This window comes from Variovorax sp. J22R115 (assembly GCF_030317005.1).
GTDB lineage: Bacteria > Pseudomonadota > Gammaproteobacteria > Burkholderiales > Burkholderiaceae_C > Variovorax.
Map to the genome: position 1 here is coordinate 99,289 of NZ_JASZYM010000015.1, position 21,865 is coordinate 121,153.

At 65.4% G+C, this 21,865-nt stretch carries 24 protein-coding genes and 3 tRNA genes; 11 read left to right on the forward strand and 16 right to left on the reverse strand.

Features of this window, described 5'->3' with window-relative positions; translation table 11 throughout:
* Positions 1–130: 130 nt before the first annotated feature.
* Positions 131–628, reverse strand: coding sequence for a flavodoxin family protein (locus tag QTI04_RS25315; protein WP_286604188.1), 498 nt, complete (start codon positions 626–628; stop codon positions 131–133).
* Complete coding sequence (locus tag QTI04_RS34210) at positions 576–914, reverse strand: ATP-binding protein (protein ID WP_336621903.1); 339 nt, start codon at positions 912–914, stop codon at positions 576–578. Before QTI04_RS34210 ends, QTI04_RS25315 begins: the two co-directional genes overlap by 53 nt.
* Here QTI04_RS34210 and QTI04_RS25320 point away from each other — a divergent pair.
* On the forward strand, positions 823–1,077 hold the full coding sequence (locus QTI04_RS25320) for an Hpt domain-containing protein (protein WP_286617964.1): 255 nt from the start codon (positions 823–825) through the stop codon (positions 1,075–1,077). The two genes, QTI04_RS34210 and QTI04_RS25320, sit on opposite strands and share 92 nt — an antisense overlap.
* A 127-nt stretch (positions 1,078–1,204) precedes the next feature.
* Here QTI04_RS25320 and QTI04_RS25325 read toward each other — a convergent pair.
* The 9 genes from QTI04_RS25325 to folC form a co-directional block, all read right to left on the reverse strand.
* A tRNA-Asp gene (locus QTI04_RS25325) sits at positions 1,205–1,281 on the reverse strand.
* Between the two features lie 71 nt (positions 1,282–1,352).
* Positions 1,353–1,428, reverse strand: a tRNA-Glu gene (locus QTI04_RS25330).
* Between the two features lie 54 nt (positions 1,429–1,482).
* Positions 1,483–1,558, reverse strand: a tRNA-Ala gene (locus QTI04_RS25335).
* A gap of 35 nt (positions 1,559–1,593) precedes the next feature.
* On the reverse strand, positions 1,594–2,982 hold the full coding sequence (gltX, locus tag QTI04_RS25340) for a glutamate--tRNA ligase (RefSeq protein WP_286617965.1): 1,389 nt from the start codon (positions 2,980–2,982) through the stop codon (positions 1,594–1,596).
* Positions 2,979–4,193: an O-succinylhomoserine sulfhydrylase gene (locus tag QTI04_RS25345; RefSeq protein ID WP_286617966.1), complete on the reverse strand. Its 1,215-nt coding sequence runs from the start codon at positions 4,191–4,193 to the stop codon at positions 2,979–2,981. The genes gltX and QTI04_RS25345 overlap by 4 nt, the downstream gene beginning before the upstream one ends.
* An 8-nt stretch (positions 4,194–4,201) precedes the next feature.
* A complete protein-coding gene (gene purF / locus QTI04_RS25350) occupies positions 4,202–5,701 on the reverse strand; it encodes an amidophosphoribosyltransferase (protein ID WP_286617967.1) in 1,500 nt (499 codons plus the stop codon).
* A gap of 12 nt (positions 5,702–5,713) precedes the next feature.
* Positions 5,714–6,199: a CvpA family protein gene (locus QTI04_RS25355; protein ID WP_286617968.1), complete on the reverse strand. Its 486-nt coding sequence runs from the start codon at positions 6,197–6,199 to the stop codon at positions 5,714–5,716.
* A 15-nt stretch (positions 6,200–6,214) separates the two neighbouring features.
* Entirely contained in the window at positions 6,215–7,087 is an 873-nt protein-coding gene (locus QTI04_RS25360) for an SPOR domain-containing protein (RefSeq protein ID WP_286617969.1), read from the reverse strand.
* A 62-nt stretch (positions 7,088–7,149) separates the two neighbouring features.
* On the reverse strand, positions 7,150–8,445 hold the full coding sequence (gene folC, locus QTI04_RS25365; RefSeq protein WP_369292803.1) for a bifunctional tetrahydrofolate synthase/dihydrofolate synthase: 1,296 nt from the start codon (positions 8,443–8,445) through the stop codon (positions 7,150–7,152).
* A gap of 46 nt (positions 8,446–8,491) precedes the next feature.
* Here folC and QTI04_RS25370 point away from each other — a divergent pair, with 46 nt between their 5' ends.
* From QTI04_RS25370 to argG, 4 genes are all read left to right on the forward strand, one after another.
* Positions 8,492–8,854, forward strand: a complete 363-nt coding sequence (locus QTI04_RS25370) for an ArsC family reductase (RefSeq protein WP_286617970.1) — start codon at positions 8,492–8,494, stop codon at positions 8,852–8,854.
* A gap of 76 nt (positions 8,855–8,930) precedes the next feature.
* Positions 8,931–9,494, forward strand: a complete 564-nt coding sequence (locus QTI04_RS25375) for a hypothetical protein (protein ID WP_286617971.1) — start codon at positions 8,931–8,933, stop codon at positions 9,492–9,494.
* Positions 9,495–9,627: 133 nt separating this feature from the next.
* Positions 9,628–9,951, forward strand: coding sequence for a pyrimidine/purine nucleoside phosphorylase (locus QTI04_RS25380; RefSeq protein ID WP_286604447.1), 324 nt, complete (start codon positions 9,628–9,630; stop codon positions 9,949–9,951).
* Positions 9,952–9,966: 15 nt separating this feature from the next.
* On the forward strand, positions 9,967–11,304 hold the full coding sequence (argG, locus tag QTI04_RS25385; RefSeq protein WP_286604444.1) for an argininosuccinate synthase: 1,338 nt from the start codon (positions 9,967–9,969) through the stop codon (positions 11,302–11,304).
* Positions 11,305–11,417: 113 nt separating this feature from the next.
* Here argG and murB read toward each other — a convergent pair whose 3' ends face one another.
* The gene (gene murB / locus QTI04_RS25390; protein WP_286604441.1) at positions 11,418–12,470 is read right to left on the reverse strand and encodes a UDP-N-acetylmuramate dehydrogenase; all 1,053 of its coding nucleotides are present in this window, start codon (positions 12,468–12,470) and stop codon (positions 11,418–11,420) included.
* 74 nt (positions 12,471–12,544) lie between these two features.
* On the opposite strand from murB, the gene QTI04_RS25395 reads away from it, so the two are divergent.
* Positions 12,545–13,030: a YajQ family cyclic di-GMP-binding protein gene (locus QTI04_RS25395; protein WP_286617972.1), complete on the forward strand. Its 486-nt coding sequence runs from the start codon at positions 12,545–12,547 to the stop codon at positions 13,028–13,030.
* Between the two features lie 10 nt (positions 13,031–13,040).
* A complete protein-coding gene (locus tag QTI04_RS25400) occupies positions 13,041–13,679 on the forward strand; it encodes a TIGR02281 family clan AA aspartic protease (protein WP_286617973.1) in 639 nt (212 codons plus the stop codon).
* Positions 13,680–13,683: 4 nt separating this feature from the next.
* Here the strand turns inward: QTI04_RS25400 and QTI04_RS25405 are convergent, their stop codons facing one another.
* Genes QTI04_RS25405 through QTI04_RS25420 form a run of 4 tightly spaced genes read right to left on the reverse strand, consistent with a single transcriptional unit; the run spans position 13,684 to position 16,291 of the window.
* The gene (locus QTI04_RS25405) at positions 13,684–14,037 is read right to left on the reverse strand and encodes a RidA family protein (protein ID WP_286604436.1); all 354 of its coding nucleotides are present in this window, start codon (positions 14,035–14,037) and stop codon (positions 13,684–13,686) included.
* A 9-nt stretch (positions 14,038–14,046) separates the two neighbouring features.
* Entirely contained in the window at positions 14,047–14,676 is a 630-nt protein-coding gene (gene plsY, locus QTI04_RS25410; protein WP_286604435.1) for a glycerol-3-phosphate 1-O-acyltransferase PlsY, read from the reverse strand.
* Positions 14,677–14,727: 51 nt separating this feature from the next.
* Positions 14,728–15,219 carry an aminoacyl-tRNA deacylase gene (locus QTI04_RS25415; RefSeq protein ID WP_286617974.1) on the reverse strand — a complete coding sequence of 164 codons (492 nt, stop codon included), beginning with the start codon at positions 15,217–15,219 and terminating at the stop codon, positions 14,728–14,730.
* A 10-nt stretch (positions 15,220–15,229) separates the two neighbouring features.
* Positions 15,230–16,291 carry an aldo/keto reductase gene (locus QTI04_RS25420; protein ID WP_286617975.1) on the reverse strand — a complete coding sequence of 354 codons (1,062 nt, stop codon included), beginning with the start codon at positions 16,289–16,291 and terminating at the stop codon, positions 15,230–15,232.
* A 90-nt stretch (positions 16,292–16,381) separates the two neighbouring features.
* Between QTI04_RS25420 and QTI04_RS25425 the strand changes: the two genes are divergently transcribed.
* The 4 genes from QTI04_RS25425 to pepN all read left to right on the forward strand — a co-directional run bounded on the left by QTI04_RS25425 (position 16,382) and on the right by pepN (position 21,862).
* Positions 16,382–17,299 (forward strand): alpha/beta fold hydrolase, encoded by a 918-nt coding sequence (locus tag QTI04_RS25425; protein ID WP_286617976.1) that lies wholly within the window; start codon positions 16,382–16,384, stop codon positions 17,297–17,299.
* Between the two features lie 92 nt (positions 17,300–17,391).
* Positions 17,392–18,496, forward strand: a protein-coding gene (gene prfB, locus QTI04_RS25430; protein ID WP_286617977.1) for a peptide chain release factor 2 whose coding sequence is annotated in 2 segments (ribosomal slippage) — positions 17,392–17,472 and positions 17,474–18,496 — 1,104 coding nt in all. Because the reading frame shifts where the segments join, the coding sequence is not laid out codon by codon here.
* On the forward strand, positions 18,496–19,182 hold the full coding sequence (locus tag QTI04_RS25435; protein ID WP_286617978.1) for an HAD family phosphatase: 687 nt from the start codon (positions 18,496–18,498) through the stop codon (positions 19,180–19,182). The genes prfB and QTI04_RS25435 overlap by 1 nt, the downstream gene beginning before the upstream one ends.
* The gene (gene pepN / locus QTI04_RS25440) at positions 19,169–21,862 is read left to right on the forward strand and encodes an aminopeptidase N (protein WP_286617979.1); all 2,694 of its coding nucleotides are present in this window, start codon (positions 19,169–19,171) and stop codon (positions 21,860–21,862) included. Before QTI04_RS25435 ends, pepN begins: the two co-directional genes overlap by 14 nt.
* Positions 21,863–21,865: the final 3 nt, after the last annotated feature.

A 21,865-nucleotide genomic window follows, 5' to 3' on the forward strand; every position in this document is an offset into this window, starting at 1 on the left:
GGACGCGGCTTCCGGCCGGATCCGCAGCCGCTAGTTGATGACGACCGAGAGTGCCGTGCCAAGGCGGCATGCGAACCGTCTAGCCGCAGCGGCCGGCCACGAGCATCCTTCGCTCGCCCGTCAGGAGGCGTCAGTACACGCCAAGCGCCAGCCCCGCCGCCAGCGCAGCGCCCAGCTCCCGGCACTGCGCGAGGTCTTCGGCTCCAATCTTCTTGGGCTGGGCGATGGCCTCGGGCGTCTGCGCATGGGTACACACGATCAATGCCGGCGCGATGCTGCGCAGTCGCCAGCCGGTGGCGATGCGGTCGATCTGCCGCACGGCGTTCTGGCCGTCACTGCCGGCGCAGACCAGCGTGGCGTAGGGCCGGCCGTTCACGCGGTCGAGTGCAGCGTAGTAGCAGCGGTCGAAGAAGTCCTTCATCAGTCCGGACATCGCGGCGAGGTTTTCGGGCGTGGCGAACATGTAGCCGTCGGCACCCAACACATCGTCGGGCTGTGTCTCCGGCGCGCGCAGCAGACGCACGCGCACGCCGGGTTCGTCGCGCGCGCCTTCGACGGCGGCCTGTGCCATCTGCTCAGTGCCGCCGGTCATCGTGTGATAGACCACGAGCAGCGTCTTGGGAGTCATGCCGCCCAGCATAGCGGCCTTGCCGGGTCTGCGGCGAGTTCAGGCTCCGCAGGAGCCCGGTCGCAGTTCGACTCAGCGCTCGAGTGCCATGCCCCGGCTTGCTGTCGACGGAAATCTTGCCGTTCATCCGTGCGCAGATACGTTGAACAACGGGCAACCCGAGCCCCGTGCCGCCTTGCGTGCGAGGGCCTGTCTTGCTCACCGAGGCGCCCTCTGCGAAGCAGCAATCCGACGCATTGCAAGAGGCCGCGGCGTGTGCACACAAGATCAAAGGCGCGGCGCGCATCGTGAAGGCCACCGAAGTCGTGCACGCATGCGAGGCCATCGAAGCGGCATTCAGGGCCGATGACAAGGCCGGAATGGTCTTGTCCGTCGAGGTCCTGAGCACGAATCTGGAAAAACTGAACGAGGCCATCTCCATCAAGCTGCGAAGCCTGCGGAAGAGCTAAGGTCCTTTCGCCATGACGCTGATCAACGTGGGCCGCATGAGGCGCGAGAGGGACAGGGCCTGGAGATTGGGCCAACAATGAAAAAAGCCGTTGCAAATCAATGATTTGCAACGGCTTTTCTGCGTTTTGGCGGAGTGGACGGGACTCGAACCCGCGACCCCCGGCGTGACAGGCCGGTATTCTAACCAACTGAACTACCACTCCTGGTAGACAACGTTCGCTCCATATGGAGCCAAGTGCTGCGACTTGTGCCCGCTTCACCAAGCGGTGAAAACTGGCGACCCTACGGGGATTCGAACCCCGGTAGCCACCGTGAAAGGGTGGTGTCCTAGGCCTCTAGACGATAGGGTCAAAAACTTAGGAACCGCGCTGCGATCAGCGCTTGTTTCTTCTACTCGACAACCTTGGTGGAGGTAAGCGGGATCGAACCGCTGACCTCTTGCATGCCATGCAAGCGCTCTCCCAGCTGAGCTATACCCCCGTGTGGGTGTCGAGCCTCAAATTATAGCCTGAAAATCAGGCCTCCTTCAATCTCTTCAAAATAGTTTCGCGAGAAAAGAGCGCGAGCACTGCATCGAGCGACGGTGTCTGTGATGTTCCCATCACCAGCACGCGTACAGGCATCGCGAGAGCCGGCATTTTAAGCGCATGTGCGGCCAGCACTTCCTTGATGGCGGATGCAATCGCGACTTTTTCCCATGCAACTGTCGAGAGCTTGTCGGCCAGAGTTGCGATGGCGGGCCGCACCGCATCGGTGATATGTTGCGCACGATCCGCTTCGCTCGCGGACACGTCCGCATAGAAGGCTGCAGCCCAGTTCGCGAGAGCGACGGTGGTGTCGCAGCGATCCTTGAAAAGGCCACAGATGGCGGAAAGGCGTTCATCGGCGACGATGCCACGCTTTTGCAACTGCTCAGCGACGAGCGGCGCCAACGCATCGTCAGCCATCGCCTTCAGGTGTTGCGCATTGACCCACCGCAGCTTGGCCTCGTCGAACTGCGCAGCACTGCGACCGAGATGATCGAGGTTGAACCACTCGATGAACTGCGCACGCGAGAAGATTTCGTCATCGCCATGGCTCCAGCCGAGGCGTGCAAGATAGTTGACCATCGCATCGGGCAAGAAACCTTCGTCGCGGAACTGCGTGACGGGCTTCGCGCCATTGCGCTTGCTCATCTTCTCGCCTTGCTCGTTGAGCACGGTCGGCAGATGCGCATACACGGGCGGCTCCTTGCTGAGTGCACGGAAGATGTTGATCTGGCGCGGCGTGTTGTTCACGTGATCGTCGCCACGAATCACGTGCGTGATCGCCATGTCGATGTCATCGACCACGACGCAGAAGTTGTACGTCGGCGTTCCATCTGGACGCGCAATCACGAGGTCGTCGAGTTCGTCGTTGCCGATCTCGATGCGGCCCTTGACCTTGTCGTCCCACGCGACCACGCCGCCTTGCGGATTGCGAAAGCGCAACACGGGCTGGACGCCTTCAGGTACCAGCGGCAATGTCTTGCCGGGCTCGGGACGCCAGGTGCCGTCGTAGCGCGGCTTTTCCTTGGCCGCCATCTGTTTCTCGCGCAGCGCATCGAGCTCGGCCACGCTCATGTAGCAAGGGTAGACCTGGCCAGCGGCCTGCAGTTCGGCAAGCACCGCCTTGTAACGGTCCATGCGCTGCATCTGGTAGTACGGGCCTTCGTCATGGTCGAGGCCCAGCCACTGCATGCCTTCGAGGATGACGTCGACCGAGGCTTGCGTCGAGCGCTCGAGGTCGGTGTCTTCGATGCGCAGGATGAAGTCGCCGCCAGTCGAGCGGGCAAAGGCCCACGGATAGAGTGCCGAGCGGATGTTGCCGAGGTGAATGAAGCCAGTCGGCGAAGGAGCGAAACGGGTGCGGGTCTTCTGTGTCATGCCAGGGTGCTCAAGCCGCGTAGGAGGTCGGCCTTGATGTCGTCGATATGGTCCAGGCCCACCGCGACGCGGATCAGGCCCTGGCCGATGCCGGCCGCCTGGCGCTGCGCTTCAGTGAGACGCCCGTGCGAGGTGGTGGCTGGATGGGTGATGGTGGTCTTGGTGTCGCCGAGGTTGGCGGTGATGCTGAGCACACGCGTGCTGTCAATCACCTGGAAGGCATTGGCGCGGGCCAATTCCGGACCATCGCCCTTCACGTCGAAGGACACGACGGCGCCGCCCTGCCCCGCCTGCTGCCGCATCGCCAGCTCGTGCTGCGGATGCGAAGCCAGCCCGGGGTAGTAGACACGCGCAATGCCCGGCTGCGTTTCGAGCCACTGCGCCAGCGCGAGGGCGCCGGCGCAATGCGCCTGCATGCGGATGCCGAGTGTTTCGAGCCCCTTGAGAACGACCCAGGCATTGAACGGCGACAGCGCCATGCCGGCGGTGCGCACCACGGGGCCGAAGACTTCGTTGATCAGCTTCGACGATCCGCAGATCGCGCCGGCAAGCACGCGGCCTTGTCCTTCGAGGTACTTGGTGCCCGAGTGGATGACCAGGTCGGCACCCCATTCGGTCGGCCGCTGAAGCGCCGGCGAGCAGAAGCAGTTGTCGACCACCAGCAGCGCGCCCGCGTTGTGCGCAAGATCGGCCAGCGCACGGATGTCGCAGACGTCGGTCAGCGGATTGGTCGGCGTCTCGGCGAAGAGCAGTTTGGTGGTCGGACGAATCGCCGCAGTCCATTCGGCGACGTCGGTCTGCGAGACGAAGGTGGTCTCGACGCCGAACTTGCCGAATTCGCGGCCGATCAGGTTGAGCGTCGAGCCGAACACTGAACGCGAGCACACCACGTGGTCGCCTGCCTTCAGCAGCCCCATGCACATCATGAGGATCGCGCCCATGCCGCTCGACGCGCCGATGGCGGCCTCGGTGCCCTCGAGCGCGGCCAGACGACGCTCGAAGCTGGCCACGGTCGGGTTCGAGGTGCGTGTGTAGGTGAAGCCTTCTTCCGTGCCGGCGAAACGGCGAGCCGAAGTCTCGGCGTCGGGCTGCACGAAGCTGCTCGTCAGAAACAGGGCCTCGGAGTTTTCGCCGTACTGGCTGCGGTCGAGCGCCGTGCGCACCGCGAGCGTGTCGCGGTGCAGCCCCGGCGGGAGGGATCGTTCGGTCACGTTGTCTTTCAACTCAGATTGGGCAGCGCGAGGCGCGACGAGTCTTCCTCGGTTTCCTCGACGCGCGGACGGTTGCCGTTCATGCGCGTGATGGCTTCGGTGTCGATGTCGCCGGTGACATAGACGCCGTCGAAGCAAGAAGCATCGAACCCGTCGAGCCTCGGATTGAGCGAGCCGATGGCGCGCTTCATGGCGTCGACGTCCTGGTAGATCAGCGCGTCGCAGCCGATCAGTTCGCGAATCTCTTCGACCGTGCGGTCATGCGCCACGAGTTCATCCTTGGTCGGCATGTCGATGCCATAAACGTTGGGGTAGCGCACGGGTGGTGCTGCACTGGCGAGGTAGACCTTGCGCGCACCCGCGTCGCGCGCCATCTGCACGATCTCGCGGCTGGTGGTGCCGCGCACGATCGAGTCGTCGACCAGAAGCACGTTGCGGCCTTTGAATTCGCTGGCGATCACATTGAGCTTCTGGCGCACCGACTTCTTGCGCACGCCCTGCCCCGGCATGATGAAAGTGCGACCCACGTAGCGGTTCTTCACGAAACCTTCGCGGTACGGAACGCCCACCAGATGCGCGAGTTGGGTCGCGCTCGGCCGGCTGGATTCGGGGATCGGGATGATGACGTCGATCTCGCTCGGCGGCACGGTCGAGACCACGCGCTTGGCCAGCGTCTCGCCCAGATTCAGGCGCGCCTGGTAGACCGAGATGCCGTCGAGCACGGAATCGGGACGCGCCAGATAGACGAATTCGAAGATGCAGGGGTTGAGCGTGGGCGAATCGGCGCACTGCTCGGCGTGCACCTGGCCCTGGAGGTCGATGAACACTGCTTCGCCTGGCGCGATGTTGCGTTCGAACACATGGCCCGATCCTTCGAGCGCGACGGATTCGCTCGCCACCATCACGGTGCCGTCGGCGCCGCGTCCCATCGCGAGTGGGCGGATGCCGTAGGGGTCGCGGAACGCCAGCAGGCCGTGTCCGGCGATTAGCGCCACGACTGCGTAGGAGCCGCGCAGGCGCCGGTGCACATTGCGCACCGCTTCGAACAGGTTGGCGGAATTGAGTGCACCGCCGCGCGTCGCGCGGTCGATTTCATGCGCGAGCACGTTGAGCAGCACTTCGGAGTCACTCTCGGTGTTCGTGTGGCGGTGATCCGTGGAGAACAGTTCCGCCCGCAGCGCATGCGCGTTGGTGAGATTGCCGTTGTGCACCAGCACGATGCCGAAGGGCGCGTTCACATAGAAAGGCTGCGCCTCTTCCTCGCTGTAGGCATTGCCGGCGGTGGGATAGCGCACCTGGCCCAGTCCGACGTCACCGGGCAGGCCCCGCATGTTGCGCGTGCGGAACACGTCGCGCACCATGCCTTTGGCCTTGTGCATGAAGAACTTGCGCTCCAGCAGCGTGACGATGCCCGCCGCATCCTGCCCGCGATGTTGCAGGAGCAGCAAGGCGTCGTAAAGAAGTTGATTGACGGGAGCGTTACTGACAACGCCGACGATTCCACACATGAAGCGATCCTCTCAGGGCAGGTAGCTTGCCAACTTATCAGGCAAAGCGGGTTTCAAGCCCTGCAATGCCGCATCGAGAACAATGGCGCTTCGCGATTCGTGCCACCAGGCACTGTCGCTCAACGCCAGCAAATGAACAACAACCGCCGCGGCGAGCAGCGCGACCGCGCCGCGAATCACGCCGAAGGCGCCGCCGAGAACACGATCCACCGGCCGCAATCCGATCGCGGTGACGAGCTTGCGCGTCAGCGACGCCACGATCCCCACGCAGAACGCCACGGCCACGAACACCAAAACGAAGCCGGCCGCATAGCGCCACGTCGCCGCCGGATCGCCGACGGGCAGCCACCGGCCCACGTCCTCCGCCAACCATTGCGCGCAAAGGAAGGCGGCCACCCAGCCCGCCAGCAGCATCACTTCGAACACCAGGCCCCGCACCAGCCCCAGCAGCATCGAAACCACCAGCAGCGCGACAGCAATCCAGTCGAGCAGGGCCACGTCGGTCAGCGCTGGCTACAAGCTGAGGACGGCCGCCGGCAAGGACAAGCCCTTGACCTTGCTGGCAGCACGGTCAGCCTCGGCACGCGTGCCAAAGGGTCCGACACGCACACGCGTGCGTTCGCCGTCGGTCGTCTTGGCGACGTGCATGTAGGTCTTGAGTCCGGCCTTTTCGAGTTTCTGGCGCACTTCCTTGGCCTTGTCGGCATCGGCGAAAGCGCCGACTTGCACCACGAAGCGGCCGTTTTCGTCAGCTGCGGCGGCCGGCTTGGCAGAGGTGGCGGATGCGCCCTTGCCTTCGAGCAGCGCGCGGGCGCGGTCGCCGTCGCCGTCGTCGGCGGGCGTCGGCTTGGGCGCTGCGGGCTTGGGCTCCGGCTTCGGCTTGGGCTCGGGCTTGGCTTCAGCCTTGGCTTCGGGCTTGGGTTTGGGTTCCGGCTTGACCTCCGCCTTCGGCGGAGGCTTCACTTCGGGCGCCGGTTCGGATTTGGCTTCGACGCTGGGTGCGGACGGCGGCAGCTTGCCCGACGGGATCTCGGTGCCGTCCGCGGACTCGGTGATCATGCCGCCGCCTGAGGCAGGCGCGCTGCTTGCACCGGTGTTGGCGGAGCTCGCAGCCGCCGGAGCGGGCGTCGAAGGCAATGCAAGGGGCTTGGCCTTCGTGCGGTCCGGGATCTCGATCGGGATATCGACCGAGACGGGACGCGGCTGGGTGTCAAACAGCAGTGGGAAGCCGATCACGCCGACCAGCACGAGCACGGCGGCGCCGACGAGGCGATGACGGGCGCGCCGGCGCATCGCTTCGACGCTCTCCGCCGGTGGTGCGGCGAGCGTGCTGTTTCGCCCTTCGTTGCCCTGAGGACCGCGTGCGCGGAACTTGAAGAACGCCATGAAATTCGTTTTCCTGATGGAGTGCAGCGTGAGGTGGAGGGGCGCCGGAAATCAGGGCTTTTTCAGGAGCCTGGAGACAAGTGCCTGGCTCGCAGACGGGGTGTTCCGTGCTCGAGCACACCACCCACGGTGAAGAACGATCCGAAGACCACGATTCTATCAGTGGGGTCGGCGCGATCGATGGCCGCCTGCAGCGCCTCCATGGGCGCGCGGTGCACGCTGCCAGCCACGTCTGAACGCGTGTTCTGCGCCTGCCAGCGGGCGAGCAGATCGTCGGCCTTCGCGGCGCGTTCGGTCGGCAGATCGGTGAAGTACCAGCGGTCGATCATCGGCCCGATGCGCGCGAACATGGGCGCCACGTCCTTGTCCGACATCACACCGAAGACGGCGTGGGTGGTCGGGTAGAAGCCCATCGCGTCGAGGTTCTCGGCCAGCGCCGCGACCGCGTGCGGGTTGTGCGCCACGTCGAGCACCAGGGTCGGCTCGCCCGGAACGATCTGGAAGCGCCCCGGCAGCTCGACCATCGCCAATCCGTTGCGCACCGCCTGCGCGGTGATGGGCAAGCGCTGCCGCAGCGATTCCAGCGCCGCCAGCACGCCCGCCGCGTTGACCAGTTGATTCGCGCCGCGCAATGCCGGGTAAGCCAGCCCGCTGTAGCGCCGGCCGCGGCCGCTCCAGCCCCATTGCTGCTTGTCACCCGACACATTGAAGTCGCGCCCCACCAGCCAGAGATCGGCGCCGATCGCGTTGGCGTGGTCGATCACGCGCTGCGGCGGGACTGGGTCGCTGACGACTGCCGGCCGGCCGGCGCGCATGATGCCTGCCTTTTCGAATCCGATGCTCTCGCGATCCGGGCCGAGGTAATCCATGTGATCGAGGTCGATGCTGGTGATCACGGCGCAGTCGGCGTCGACGATGTTGACCGCATCCAGCCGACCGCCGAGGCCGACTTCGAGAATGGCGACATCCGGCTTGTTCGCCGCGATGCAAAGCAGGATGGCGAGCGTGGTGAACTCGAAGTAGGTCAGCGCGACCTCGCCGCGGCCTTGCTCCACCGTTTCGAAATGCCGGGCCAGTTCCGTCCCGTCGACAGCTTCGCCGGACAGGCGCAGGCGCTCCTCGAAGCGCACCAGGTGAGGCGAGGTGAACACGGCGGCGCGGTAGCCCGCATGCGTGAGGATCGACTCGAGCATGGCGCAGGTCGAGCCCTTGCCATTGGTGCCCGCCACCGTGATCACGGGACAGTCGAAGGAAAGGCCCAGCCGCTGGGCGACCGCGCGGACCCGGTCGAGGCCGAGTTCGATGTTCTTGGGGTGCAAGCGCTCGGCGTGCGAGAGCCAGTCTGCGAGGGTTTTCATGGAGCCCGGAATTGTCGCCGACCCGCGCCGCGGGCATCATCGGCGGATGAAAACGCTCTATGGCATTCCGAACTGCGACACCGTCAAACGCGCCCGCGCCTGGCTCGACGAACACGGCGTCGCCTACCGATTCCACGACTTCAAGAAGGAAGGCGTGCCCGAAAAAGAACTCGATCAGTGGCTCAAGGCCCCGGGCTGGGAGGCGCTGGTGAACCGCCGCGGAACCACCTGGCGCCGGCTCGACGACGAGACCCGCGCGGCCGTCGTCGACGCCGCATCGGCGCGCTCGGTGCTGCTCGCCAACCCGAGCCTGATCAAGCGCCCCGTGGTCAACTGGGGCTCCGAGGCCGGCGTTACAACAGGGTTCGATGCCGCCCAATGGAAAAGCCGGAAAAGCCATGTTGTGTAAACGGTTGAACCCATTTCGCCCGGGCGCATCCAACCACGGTTGCGTGGGGCTCGGCGCCCCGATCCAGGAGTTTCAGATGAATACAAAGATAGTTCGCAGAATCGCCGCCCTTTCGGTGCTGGCAACGTTGGCGGGAGGAGCCACGCTCGCACAGGCGGAACAGGTATTGGCCCGGGTCATTTCGGCCTCGCCGGTGACCGAATCCAACGGCAGCACCAGCTACGACGTCACCTACGAGTACGCCGGTCGCCAGTACACGACCCGCAGTCCCACGCCGCCCGGTTCGAGCATTTCGATCGAGGTCGGAGACTACGGCGTCGCGACCACCTCCCCGGTGGCGCCGCAATCGCAATTCGCACAGTCGCAGTTCGTACAGGGCCCCAACTCCAGCAACGGCCCGCAAAACTGGGACAACGTGGTTCCCGAACAGGGCATCGTCGTATCCGGCCGCGGCGCCCCCGCGCCCGTTTATGCCCAACCCGCTCCCGTCTACGTGCATCCGGCCGCTCCGGTGTACTACCCGGCGCCTGCGTACTACCCTGCACCGGTCTATGCCTATCCGCAGTTCTATGTCTACCCGCCGATCGGCATTTCGCTGGGCTTCGGGTATTCGCGCGGCTGGGGCGGCCGCTGGCGCTGATCGCCCACGGGGGCCGGGGGCCCGGCCGGCAAGCCTAAAATCACGGGCTTTTCCAACCATTGCTGCACGGGCGCGTCCTGCAACGACGCGCGGCTGATTGCCGACCGCAACCAGCGCCAGGCCCTCCTATCCAATGAGCACAACCGAATTCCTCCAGAGCGCCGCGGTATCGACCAAGGCCAACGTGTATTTCGACGGCAAGTGCGTGAGCCACGGCCTCACGCTCGCTGACGGCACCAAGAAATCGGTCGGCGTGATCCTGCCGTCCACCCTCACCTTCAATACCGGCGCGCCGGAAATCATGGAAGGCACGGCCGGCAGTTGCGAATACAAGCTGTCCGGCAGCGACGACTGGGTGGTCTCGGGCGCGGGCGAAAAGTTCAGCGTGCCGGGCAACTCCACGTTTCAGATCCGCGTGAGCGGCGAGCCCTACAGCTACATCTGCCACTTCGGCTGAACCGGAAATCCGAGCATGTCTACCATCCTCCAGAACGTTCCCGCCGGCCAGAAGGTCGGCATCGCCTTTTCGGGCGGCCTCGACACCAGCGCCGCGCTGCACTGGATGCGCAACAAGGGCGCGATCCCCTACGCCTACACCGCCAACCTCGGCCAGCCCGACGAGCCCGACTACGACGAGATCCCGCGCAAGGCGATGCTCTACGGTGCAGAAAAGGCGCGCCTGATCGACTGCCGCACGCAACTCGCCGCAGAGGGCATCGCCGCACTGCAGGCCGGCGCCTTCCACGTCACCACGGCCGGCGTCACCTATTTCAACACCACCCCCCTGGGGCGCGCCGTCACCGGCACCATGCTGGTCTCGGCGATGAAGGAAGACGACGTCCACATCTGGGGCGACGGGAGCACCTACAAGGGCAACGACATCGAGCGCTTCTACCGCTACGGCCTGCTCACCAATCCGGCGCTGAAGATCTACAAGCCCTGGCTGGACCAGACCTTCATCGACGAGCTGGGCGGCCGCGCCGAGATGTCGGAGTTCATGCAGAAGGCCGGCTTTGCCTACAAGATGTCGGCCGAGAAGGCCTACTCGACCGACTCCAACATGCTGGGCGCGACGCACGAGGCCAAGGATCTCGAGCACCTGGACAGCGGCATGAAGATCGTGCAGCCGATCATGGGCGTCGCCTTCTGGAAGGACGAAGTCGAAGTCAAGCGTGAGGAAGTCACCGTGCGCTTCGTCGAAGGCCGTCCGGTCGCGATCAATGGCGTCGAATACGCGAGCCTCGTCGACCTGATCCTCGAAGCCAACCGCATCGGCGGCCGTCACGGCCTGGGCATGAGCGACCAGATCGAGAACCGCATCATCGAGGCCAAGAGCCGCGGCATCTACGAGGCACCCGGCCTTGCGCTGCTGTTCATCGCCTACGAACGCCTGGTGACGGGCATCCACAACGAGGACACGATCGAGCAATACCGCGACCACGGCCGCCGCCTCGGCCGTCTGCTGTACCAGGGCCGCTGGTTCGACCCGCAGGCGATCATGCTGCGCGAGACGGCGCAACGCTGGGTCGCGCGCGCCATCACCGGCGAAGTCACCGTGGAGCTGCGCCGCGGCAACGACTACTCGATCCTGAACACCGTGTCGCCCAACCTCACGTACAAGCCGGAGCGCCTGACGATGGAAAAGGGCGAATCCAGCTTCTCGCCGGCCGACCGCATCGGCCAGCTCACGATGCGCAACCTCGACATCGTCGATACGCGTGACAAGCTGGCGATCTATACGCAGGCGGGCTTGTTGTCGGCGACGCAGGGCGCGTCCCTGCCCCAACTAAAGAACGACGAGCCCAAGTAGCGCCGACGCCCAAGTCCAGGAATACCGCGGAACCGGCTTGGCCGGGCCGCCGGTATTGCCCTCGGCAGGGGGTGGGCGAAGCGACACGAAGTGCGCGAAGACTGGGGGGCGAGTCAAACTACCACCGGTTCCGGCTCGAGCCGGATGCCGAAGCGCTCGTACACGCTGGTCTGGATCGCCTTGGCCAGCGTCATCACCTCGCCGCCGGTCACGGGGTTGGCTTTGCCGCCCCGGTTGACCAGCACCAGCGCCTGCCGCTCGTACACGCCCGCATTGCCCACGGACTTGCCCTTCCAGCCGCAGGCATCGATCAGCCAGCCGGCCGCCAGCTTGATGCTGCCGTCGGCCATCGGGTAATGAACGATCTTCGGGTCGCGGGCGATGATGTCGGCGCACTGTTCCGGCGTCACGGTTGGGTTCTTGAAGAAGCTGCCGGCGTTGCCGAGCACGCGCCAGTCGGGCAGCTTGGCCCGCCGGATCGCGCAGACCCAGTCGAAGATGTCCATGGCGCTCGGGGTGAAGTTGCCGGTTTCGGCCATCTTGCGTTCCAGGTCGAGATAGCCGAGCACCGGCTTCCATGGCTTGGGCAGGCGAAAACGCACGCGCGTAATCAGCGCACGCCCCGCCAGTCCGAAATCGTTGCCACCGCTGGCCACGTGCTTGAAGACCGAATCCCGGTAGCCGAAGGCGCATTGGGCCGCGTCCAGCGTGAAGGTGCGGCCGGTCTCGAGGTCTATCGCATCGAGCGAATCGAAGCGGTCCTGCAGTTCGACGCCATAGGCGCCGATGTTCTGCACCGGCGAGCCTCCCACCGTGCCGGGGATCAGCGCCAGGTTTTCAAGGCCCGGATAGCCCTGCTCGAGCGCCCACAGCACCGTGTCGTGCCAGGCCTCGCCAGCGCCGGCCTCCACGATCCATGCGCGCGAGGTCTCTTCGACGAGCTTCAGCCCCTTGATTTCGACTTTCAGCACCAGCGGCTTGACGTCGCCTGTCAGCACGATATTGCTGCCGCCACCCAGCACGAACTTAGGTGCAGCGTGCCACTGCGCGTCGGCCAGCAACGCGGCAACGTCGGCCTCGCCGGTGATGCGCGCCAGGTGCTGGGCGCGCGCGACGATGCCAAAGCTGTTGTGCTGCTGCAGCGGTACGTTGTGCTCCACGATCATGGGAGAATTGTCGCATTCGCACGCCACGCGCCACTGCGCGTGGCCCATTCAATTCCGTTGCTGCCGGAGCCTTCATGCCGTCTTTCGACACTGTTTGTGAACCCAACTTGCCCGAGGTCAAGAACGCAGTGGAGAACACCGCCAAGGAAATCGCCACGCGTTTCGACTTCAAAGGCACCGCGGCCGCCGTCGAACTCAAGGACAAGGAAATCACCCTGATCGGCGACGCCGAGTTCCAGCTCGTGCAGGTCGAGGAGATCCTGCGCGCCAAACTGACCAAGCGCAGCGTCGACGTGCGCTTTCTCGACAAGGGCGACGTCCAGAAGATTGGCGGCGACAAGGTCAAGCAGGTGATCAAGGTCAAGAACGGCATCGAATCCGAGACCGCCAAGAAGATCCAGCGCCTGATCAAGGACAGCAAGCTCAAGGTGCAGGCGGCGATCCAGGGCGATGCGGTGCGCGTCACCGGCGCAAAGCGCGACGACCTGCAGGCAGCGATGGCGCTGATCAAGAAGGACGTGCCGGACATGCCGCTTTCCTTCAACAATTTCAGAGACTGAGCGGCGCCAGATGAAGGCGCTCATTCCCCTGCTGCTGGCCGCAGCCTGCACGTTCGCGCACGCCCAATCGGTGACGCTCACCGGCACGATCGGCAGTCGCGCGATCCTGATCGTCGACGGCGCCGCGCCGAAGACCGTGGCGGTCGGCGAGACTTTTCAGGGGGTGAAGCTCGTGTCGCTTCAGGGCGAACAGGCCACCGTCGAGGCCGGCGGCAAGCGCGCGGCCTTGCGCATGGACACGCCGGTGAGCATCGGTGGCAGTGGACCAGCCGGCGGCGGGGGCAGCCGCATCGTGCTGCCGGTTTCGAGCGGCGGGCATTTCATGGCCCAGGGCGCGATCAATGGACGGTCGGTCAGCTTCATGCTCGATACCGGCGCCACCACCGTGGCGATGTCGGCGGCAGACGCACAGCGCATCGGCCTCGACTTCTCCAAGGGGCAGCCGGTTCGAATGAATACCGCCAACGGCGTCACGCAGGCCTATCGGGTGCGCCTGAATTCGGTGCGCGTCGGCGACGTGGAGGTCTACGACGTGGAAGCCATCGTGTCCCAGGAGCCGATGCCCTTCGTCCTGCTGGGCAACAGCTTCATCAGCCGCTTCTCGATGCGGCGCGATGCGGACCAGATGGTCCTGGAAAAGCGCTTCTAACGACTCAGGCCGCCGCAGCGGTCACCACGATTTCAATCTTGTAGGCCGGGTTGGCCATGGCAGCCTGCACCGTCGCGCGCGGCGGCGTGTTGCCGGCGGGAATCCACGCATCCCACACCTCGTTCATCGCGACGATCTCGGAGATGTCGGCGAGGAAGATCTGCGTCATCAGGATGCGAGACTTGTTGCTGCCCACCTCCGCGAGAAGGCGATCGATCATCGCGAGCACCTGCGCAGTCTGGCCGCGGATGTCCTGCGAGGTGTCGTCGGGCACCTGTCCGGCAAGGTAGATCGTGCCGTTGTGCACTGCCGTCTCGCTGAGGCGCGGGCCGACGTGGAAGCGTTGGATGGATGCCATGAGGTGTTCCTATTTTTTCGAGCCGAGCTTCGACTCGGTGCCGGCACCGAGCCGGCGGATGTTTTCGCGATGCCGCCAGATCAGCAGCAGGCTGATCGACACCAGCGCCAGCAGCACCGTGAGATCCAGCGGCCAGGCGATCTCGCCGCCGATGAGATAGTAGGCTGGCGCAAAGAAGGCCGCCACGATGGAGGCCAGCGACGAATACCGGAAGAAGACGGCGATGATCAGCCAGGTGCTGCCGGTCGCCAGGCCCAGCAGCCAGTCGATGCCGAACAGCGCACCGGCCGCGGTCGCGACACCCTTGCCTCCCTGGAAGCCGAAGAACACCGGGTAGAGGTGCCCGAGAAACGCCGCGAGACCGGCCACCGCCGCGGTGCCGTGTCCCATGCCGAAGCCTTGGCCAAAATGCTGGATCGCGAACACCGGCACCCAGCCCTTGAGTGCGTCGAGCAGCAGCGTCGCCAGCGCAGCGCCCTTGTTGCCCGATCGCAGCACATTGGTGGCGCCCGGGTTCTTGCTGCCATAGCTGCGGGGGTCGGCCATGCCGAGGACTTTGCTGACGATCACCGCAAAGGACAGCGAACCCAAGAGGTAGGACAGGACGATCGCGATCAGCGAGGGAAGATAGGAACTCACAGTGTCTCCGGGCCGGCAAACCCGGCGGCACGCCTCGGCCGAGGCAGCCGGCTATTCTGCCAGCGCGCACTGCACGGTCTTGGCGCCGAGCAGCTTGACGCAGACCTGCGGGTCGATGCCAACGAGATAGCCGCGTCGCCCGCCGTTGATCGCGATCTTCGGCAATTCGAGGATGGACGACTCGATGTACACCGGCATCTCGCGCCGCGTCCCGAAAGGCGACGTACCGCCGACGAGATAGCCGCTGTGCCGGTTGGCGATTTCGGGCTTGCAGGGCTCGACCGACTTGGCGCCGATCTGACGCGCCAGGTTCTTGGTCGAGACCGTGCGGTTGCCGTGCATCAGGACGATCAGCGGCTTGGCATCCTGGTCCTGCATCACCAGCGTCTTGACCACCGTGAACGGGTCGAGGCCGAGCACTTCGGCGCTGTGTTGCGCACCGCCGTGCTCGAGGTACTCGTACGGATGCTCGGTGAACGCGACCCCGTTCGCCCGCAACAACTGCGTTGCGGGCGTTTCGGAGACGTGCGTCTTCTTGCTCACGGCGCAACGGTCAAGCGGCCGGGTCGCGCAGTTCCCAGCGGATCTTGTCGATCTCCGCCAGAAGTTCAGCCGACAGCCGGGTGCCCCAGGCGTCCAGGTCTTCGTCGAGCTGCGCCACGGAGGTCACGCCGATGATGGTGCTCGCCACCTGCCACTTGGTGTAGCAGAACGCCAGCGCCAGCTTGGCCGGCGTGAGGCCATGGTCTTTCGCCAGGGCGTTGTAGCGACGCGCGGCGGCGAGCGCGTCGGGCCGGCCCCAGCGCTGCTTGCGCACCGACTCGTAGCTGGAAATGCGCGCGCCCTTGGGCGCTTCGGGGCCTTCGACGCCGCTCTGGTCGTACTTGCCGGTCAGCAGGCCGAAAGCCAACGGCGAGTAGGCCAGCAGCGAGACGCCCAGACGATGCATCGTTTCGTCCAGGCCGTTTTCGAGGGCCCGGCTGATCAGGCAGTAGACGTTCTGCACGGTCGCCAAGCGCGGCAGGCCATGCTGCTCGGCGAGACGCACGAATTCATGCACGCCATACGGCGTCTCGTTGGACAGGCCGATCGCGCGGACCTTGCCGGCCTTGACCAACTTGCCGAGCGCTTCGAGCTGTTCATGGATGGATGTCTCGGACCGTTCCTTGGTCGGGTCGTAATAGATCGCGCCGAAGGCGGGCACATTGCGTTCCGGCCAATGGATCTGGTAGAGGTCGATCACGTCCGTCTTGAGGCGCTTCAGGCTGGCCTCGCACGAGGCGGCGATGTCGGCAGCCGTCATGCCGCCGCCTTCGCGCACCCACGGCATGCCGCGCGACGGACCGGCCACCTTGGTCGCCAGCACGATCTTCTGGCGCATGCCCGGGTTCTTGGCGAACCAGTTTCCGATGATGGCTTCGGTGGCGCCGAAAGTTTCCTTGCGGGCCGGCACCGCGTACATCTCGGCCGTGTCGATGAAGTCGACGCCGCGTTCGAGCGCGCGATCGAGGATGGCGTGGGCGGTGGGTTCGTTGACCTGCTCACCGAAGGTCATGGTGCCGAGGCAGATCGGCGTCACGTGGAGGTCGCTCTGACCGAGTTGGATTTTTTGCATGGGCGAAATGCTACCTGCTGGCGCGCAGACGCGTTGCCGTGTCATGCACCTGACTGCGCGGCCGCGGCCGCATCCCTATCATCGACACCGATGTACCAAGCCCTCCGCATTTCGCGCAGCGAATTCGTTCCCGTCCGCAATTTGAGCTACCACGTGCGCACGTGGGGCGAGCCCGCGCCCGCTCGGCCGCCGCTGGTCCTGCTGCATGGCTGGATGGACGTTGCTGCCTCCTGGCAGTTCGTGGTCGACGCGCTGGCCGAATCGCGTTGGGTCCTGGCGCCCGACTGGCGCGGCTTCGGCCTCACGGCCGGCGGCAACGTCGACAACTACTGGATGCCGGATTACCTGGCCGACCTCGACTGGCTGCTGGACCACTATGCGGGCGACACCCCCGTCGACCTCGTCGGCCACAGCATGGGGGGCAATGTCGCCATGCAATATTCAGGCGTCCGCCCGCAGCGAATTCGCCGGCTGGTCAACCTCGAAGGCTTCGGAATGCCCACCTTCGAGCCCGACCAGGCGCCCGCGCGCTACGCCAAATGGATCGACGAACAGAAGTGCCTGCATCGGGGCGAGAAGGCGCTGGCGAGCTATTCCGCGGTCGACGGCGTCGCGCGGCGTCTCATGAAGACGAATCCGCGCCTCTCCCAGGACAAGGCCGACTGGCTCGCCGCCCACTGGTCCGCCCCGCGGCCGCACGCGGACGGCGGCGACCGGTGGGAAATCCTGGGAGATCCGGCGCACAAGATCATCAACGCTCACATCTTCCGCTGCGACGAGATGCTGGCGCTGTACGCCGCCATCGCTGCGCCAGTTCTGGCGGTGGAAGCATCGGACGACAGCCTCGGCCAATGGTGGAAAGGCCGCTACACCCTGGCCGAGTACCACGAGCGCCTCAAGAAGGTGCCCGACGCCCGCATCGCCCGTGTCGAGGATGCTGGCCACATGCTGCACCACGACCAGCCCGCACGCGTGGCGTCGCTGATCGAAGGTTTCTTCGCGGGCTGAAAGGCCCTTCCGTCGGCTCCGCGCCCGCCGGACCCGGCGTTGCCCGGCATGAGAAAATGCACGGTTTTCCCCGAACACCGTCAGGACACCCCATGGATGCAGAGCAAATCAACCAAATCGGCGCAACCCTCGCAGACCTGAGCGCCCGGACCGCCGATTTACGGAGGTATCTTTGACTACGATGCCAAAGCCGAACGTCTGAGGACGGTCAACGCATCGCTCGAAGATCCCAACGTCTGGAACGACCCGAAGAAGGCCCAGGAACTGGGCCGCGAAAAGAAGTCGCTCGACGACGTGGTCGTCACGCTCGACCGGCTCACCAGCGGGCTTTCGGACAACACCGAACTGTTCGAGATGTCGAAGGAAGAAGGCGACATGGACGGCCTGCAGTCCATCGCCGATGACGCCGCCAAGCTCGAAGCCGACATCAAGCAGCTCGAATTCCGCCGGATGTTCAACAACCCGGCCGATCCGCTGAACGCCTTCGTAGACATCCAGGCCGGCGCCGGCGGCACCGAAGCCTGCGACTGGGCCAGCATGCTGCTGCGCCAGTACCTGAAGTACGCCGAGCGCAAGGGCTTCAAGACGCAGATCGAGGACGAGACGCCGGGCGACACCGCCGGCATCAAGGGCGCGACCATCAAGGTCGAGGGCGACTACGCCTTCGGCCTGCTGCGCACCGAGACCGGCGTGCACCGGCTCGTGCGCAAGTCGCCCTTCGACTCCTCGGGCGGACGCCACACCAGCTTCGCGAGCATCTTCGTCTACCCGGAAATCGACGACTCGATCGAGATCGAGATCAACCCTTCCGATGTGCGCACCGACACCTTCCGCGCCAGCGGCGCCGGCGGCCAGCACATCAACAAGACCGATTCGGCCGTGCGGCTCACGCACATACCGACCGGCATCGTGGTGCAGTGCCAGGACGGCCGCAGCCAGCACAGCAACCGCGACGTCGCCTGGAAGCGCCTGCGCTCGCGCCTCTACGACCACGAGATGCGCAAGCGCCAGGAAGAGCAGCAGAAGCTCGAGGACAGCAAGACCGACGTGGGCTGGGGCCACCAGATCCGAAGTTACGTGCTGGACAACAGCCGCATCAAGGACCTGCGGACCAACGTCGAAATCTCGGCCACGCAAAAGGTGCTCGACGGCGATCTGGACGCCTTCATCGAAGCCTCTTTGAAACAAGGGGTCTGATGCAAGGCGCGACGCACAAGGTGGAAGCACTGATCTTCGACATGGACGGCACCATGGTCGACTCCATGCCCTGGCATGCCAAGGCATGGGTCGAGTACGGGCGCCGCAATGGCCTCGACATCGACGTGCCGCATTTCATGCGCCGCACTACCGGGCGCACGGCATTCGAATGCGCGCGCGAGCTGATGGGCCGCGAGGTCACGCACGCCGAGAGCGCCGAGATCACGCACCAGAAGGAATCCATCTACCGCGAGCTCTTCGGCGCCGAGTTCCGCGAGGTCGCAGGATTTCGCGCCTTTGCCAGCAGCGCCGTCGCGCGCGGCCTCAAGATCGCGGTCGGCACGGCGGGCGACAAGCACAACATCGCGTTCACGATGTCGAACCTGCGCATGACGCCTGCCCCGCTCGCCATCGTCGGCGGCGACGAAGGCCTTCCAGGCAAGCCGCAACCCGCCATCTTTCTCGAAGCCGCCCGCCGCATCGGCGCGGCGCCTTCGCGCTGCGTCGTCTTCGAAGACGCGCCCTTCGGCATCGAGGCCGCGCGCCGCGGCGGCATGCTCGCGGTCGCGGTATGCACCACCCACAGCGCCTCCGAACTCGCAGGGCCGCACGTGATTGCGGCCGTGCGTGACTACAACGAACTAGCCAACTCAAACTTTCTGGAGACACTCGATGCTGTTGCGTGATGCCCAAGGCCAACCGATCGCGATCCGTCGCGAGGACTACAGCGCGCCTGCCTACTGGATCGACACCGTCGACCTCACCTTCGACCTCGACCCCGCCAAGACCCGCGTGCTCAATCGCATGCGCCTGCGTCGCAATACCGACGTGGCGCCCGAGCCCCTGCGCCTCGACGGCGACGAGCTGAACCTGGCACGCGTGCTGGTCGACGGCCAGGGCGCGTCCTTCCGCATGGATGTCGACCAGCTCGTGATCGACAACCTTCCCGATGCCTTCGAGCTGGAGATCTTCACCACCTGCTGCCCGGTGAAGAACACCAAGCTCATGGGCCTGTTCGTGAGCGAGGACACCTTCTTCACGCAGTGCGAGGCCGAAGGCTTCCGCCGCATCACCTATTTCCTCGACCGTCCGGACGTGATGGCGAGCTACACCGTCACGCTGCGCGCGGCCAAGGCCGCGTACCCGGTGCTGCTCTCCAACGGCAACCTCGTCGAGCAGGGCGACCTGCCCGAAGGCCGCCACTTCGCGAAGTGGGTCGACCCCTTCCGCAAGCCGAGCTACCTCTTCGCGCTCGTCGCCGGCAAGCTGGTCGCGCGCGAGCAACGCATCAAGGCGCGCAATGGCAAGGAGCACCTGCTGCAGGTCTACGTGCGCGCCGGCGACCTCGACAAGACCGAGCATGCGATGAACTCGCTGATCAACTCGGTGATGTGGGATGAAGCCCGCTTCGGCCTGCCGCTGGACCTCGACCGCTTCATGATCGTCGCGACCAGCGACTTCAACATGGGCGCGATGGAAAACAAGGGCCTGAACATCTTCAACACGAAGTACGTTCTTGCCAACCAGGCCACCGCTACCGACGCCGACTACAGCAACATCGAAAGCGTGGTCGGCCACGAGTACTTCCACAACTGGAGCGGCGACCGCGTGACCTGCCGCGACTGGTTCCAGCTCTCGCTCAAGGAAGGTCTCACCGTCTTCCGCGACCAGGAGTTCAGCCAGGACCTGTGCGCCGACGCCTCGGCACGCGCCGTCAAGCGCATCGAGGACGTGCGCGTGCTGCGCACCGCGCAGTTCCCCGAAGACGCGGGCCCCATGGCCCATCCGGTGCGGCCCGACAGCTACATCGAGATCAGCAACTTCTACACCGTCACCATCTACGAGAAGGGTGCGGAGGTCGTTCGCATGATGCAGACGCTGGTCGGCCGCAAGGGCTTCGAGCGCGGCATCACGCTGTACTTCGAGCGCCACGACGGGCAGGCCGTGACCTGCGACGACTTTGCGCAGGCGATTGCCGACGCCAATCCCGAATCGGACCTCGCGCGCCTGCTGCCCCAGTTCAAGCGCTGGTACAGCCAGGCGGGCACTCCGCGTCTCGCCGCGCACGGCGTGTACGACGCCTCCGCGCGCAGCTACACACTGAGCTTCGTGCAAAGCTGCCAGCCCACACCGGGCCAGCAGTCGAAGGATCCGTTCGTGATCCCGGTCAACATCGGCCTGCTGGGCGCTGACGGACGCGAACTGCCGTTGCAACTCGAAGGCGAACCGAACGCCGTCGAAGGCACCCGGACCCTCGTGCTGACGCGCGCAGGCGAACAGGTCACGTTCGTCAACATCGACGCCGAGCCCGTGCCGTCGATCCTGCGCGGCTTCAGCGCGCCGGTGATCCTCGACTACGAGTACACCGACGCCCAGTTGCTCACGCTGCTGGCCAGCGACCCCGATCCGTTCAATCGCTGGGAAGCAAGCCAACGCCTCGCGCTGCGCGCCGCGGTGCGCGCCATCGCGACGCCACCGGCCGGCACCCACGAGCTGCCGCTGAACGAGGCCTTCGTCGATGCGATGCGCGGCGTGCTGCGCCATCCGACGCTCGATGCCGCGTTCAAGGAACTCGTACTCACGCTCCCTTCTGAAACGTACATCGCCGAGCAACTGGAAGTGGTCGATCCGCAGCGCGTGCACGCCGTACGCGAAGCCATGCGCGCGCAACTCGCCACCGCCCTCTTCGCCGACTGGGAGCACGTGTACGAGCAGAACCGCGACACCGGCGCGTACGCGCCTGACCCCGTGTCTTCGGGCCGTCGCGCGCTGGCCGCCATTGCGCTGACCCACCTGTGCCTTGGCGCGCGCGCCACGGGCGACGCGGTCTGGCCGGGCAGGACGCTGCAGCGCTTCAAGGACGCGGGCAACATGACCGATCGCTTCAACGCCCTCAACGCACTGGTCTCCTCCGGCCACGCATTGGCGGCGCAGGCGCTCGCGCGCTTCCACGAGATCTTCAAGAACGAAGCACTCGTGATCGACAAGTGGTTCTCGCTGCAGGCCGGCGCACCCGACCGCGGCGGCGACATCCTGCCGCTGGTAAAGCAGTTGATGAAGCACCCGGATTTCTCCATCAAGAACCCGAACCGCGCACGCAGCGTGATCTTCAGTTACTGCAGCGCCAACCCCGGCGCACTGCACCGCCCCGATGCGGCCGGCTACGTGTTCTGGAGCGATCGCGTGATCGAGCTCGACGCGATCAATCCGCAGGTTGCGGCCCGCCTCGCCCGTGCGCTCGACCGCTGGAGCAAGCTGGCGGAACCCTATCGCAGCGCCGCCCGCGAGGCCATCGCCCGCGTCGCCGCCCGACCCGACCTCAGCAAGGACACGCACGAGGTCGTCACCCGCGCGCTGACGGCCTGACCC

Coding starts and splice junctions, on each gene's coding strand:
- QTI04_RS25315 (WP_286604188.1), bottom strand. CDS start 628: ATGACTCCCAAGACGCTGCTCGTGGTCTATCACACGATGACCGGCGGC.
- QTI04_RS34210 (WP_336621903.1), bottom strand. CDS start 914: ATGCGCGCCGCGCCTTTGATCTTGTGTGCACACGCCGCGGCCTCTTGC.
- gltX (WP_286617965.1), bottom strand. CDS start 2,982: ATGACACAGAAGACCCGCACCCGTTTCGCTCCTTCGCCGACTGGCTTC.
- purF (WP_286617967.1), bottom strand. CDS start 5,701: ATGTGTGGAATCGTCGGCGTTGTCAGTAACGCTCCCGTCAATCAACTT.
- QTI04_RS25360 (WP_286617969.1), bottom strand. CDS start 7,087: ATGGCGTTCTTCAAGTTCCGCGCACGCGGTCCTCAGGGCAACGAAGGG.
- folC (WP_369292803.1), bottom strand. CDS start 8,445: ATGAAAACCCTCGCAGACTGGCTCTCGCACGCCGAGCGCTTGCACCCC.
- QTI04_RS25370 (WP_286617970.1), top strand. CDS start 8,492: ATGAAAACGCTCTATGGCATTCCGAACTGCGACACCGTCAAACGCGCC.
- QTI04_RS25375 (WP_286617971.1), top strand. CDS start 8,931: ATGAATACAAAGATAGTTCGCAGAATCGCCGCCCTTTCGGTGCTGGCA.
- QTI04_RS25380 (WP_286604447.1), top strand. CDS start 9,628: ATGAGCACAACCGAATTCCTCCAGAGCGCCGCGGTATCGACCAAGGCC.
- argG (WP_286604444.1), top strand. CDS start 9,967: ATGTCTACCATCCTCCAGAACGTTCCCGCCGGCCAGAAGGTCGGCATC.
- murB (WP_286604441.1), bottom strand. CDS start 12,470: ATGATCGTGGAGCACAACGTACCGCTGCAGCAGCACAACAGCTTTGGC.
- QTI04_RS25395 (WP_286617972.1), top strand. CDS start 12,545: ATGCCGTCTTTCGACACTGTTTGTGAACCCAACTTGCCCGAGGTCAAG.
- QTI04_RS25400 (WP_286617973.1), top strand. CDS start 13,041: ATGAAGGCGCTCATTCCCCTGCTGCTGGCCGCAGCCTGCACGTTCGCG.
- QTI04_RS25405 (WP_286604436.1), bottom strand. CDS start 14,037: ATGGCATCCATCCAACGCTTCCACGTCGGCCCGCGCCTCAGCGAGACG.
- QTI04_RS25420 (WP_286617975.1), bottom strand. CDS start 16,291: ATGCAAAAAATCCAACTCGGTCAGAGCGACCTCCACGTGACGCCGATC.
- QTI04_RS25425 (WP_286617976.1), top strand. CDS start 16,382: ATGTACCAAGCCCTCCGCATTTCGCGCAGCGAATTCGTTCCCGTCCGC.
- QTI04_RS25435 (WP_286617978.1), top strand. CDS start 18,496: ATGCAAGGCGCGACGCACAAGGTGGAAGCACTGATCTTCGACATGGAC.
- pepN (WP_286617979.1), top strand. CDS start 19,169: ATGCTGTTGCGTGATGCCCAAGGCCAACCGATCGCGATCCGTCGCGAG.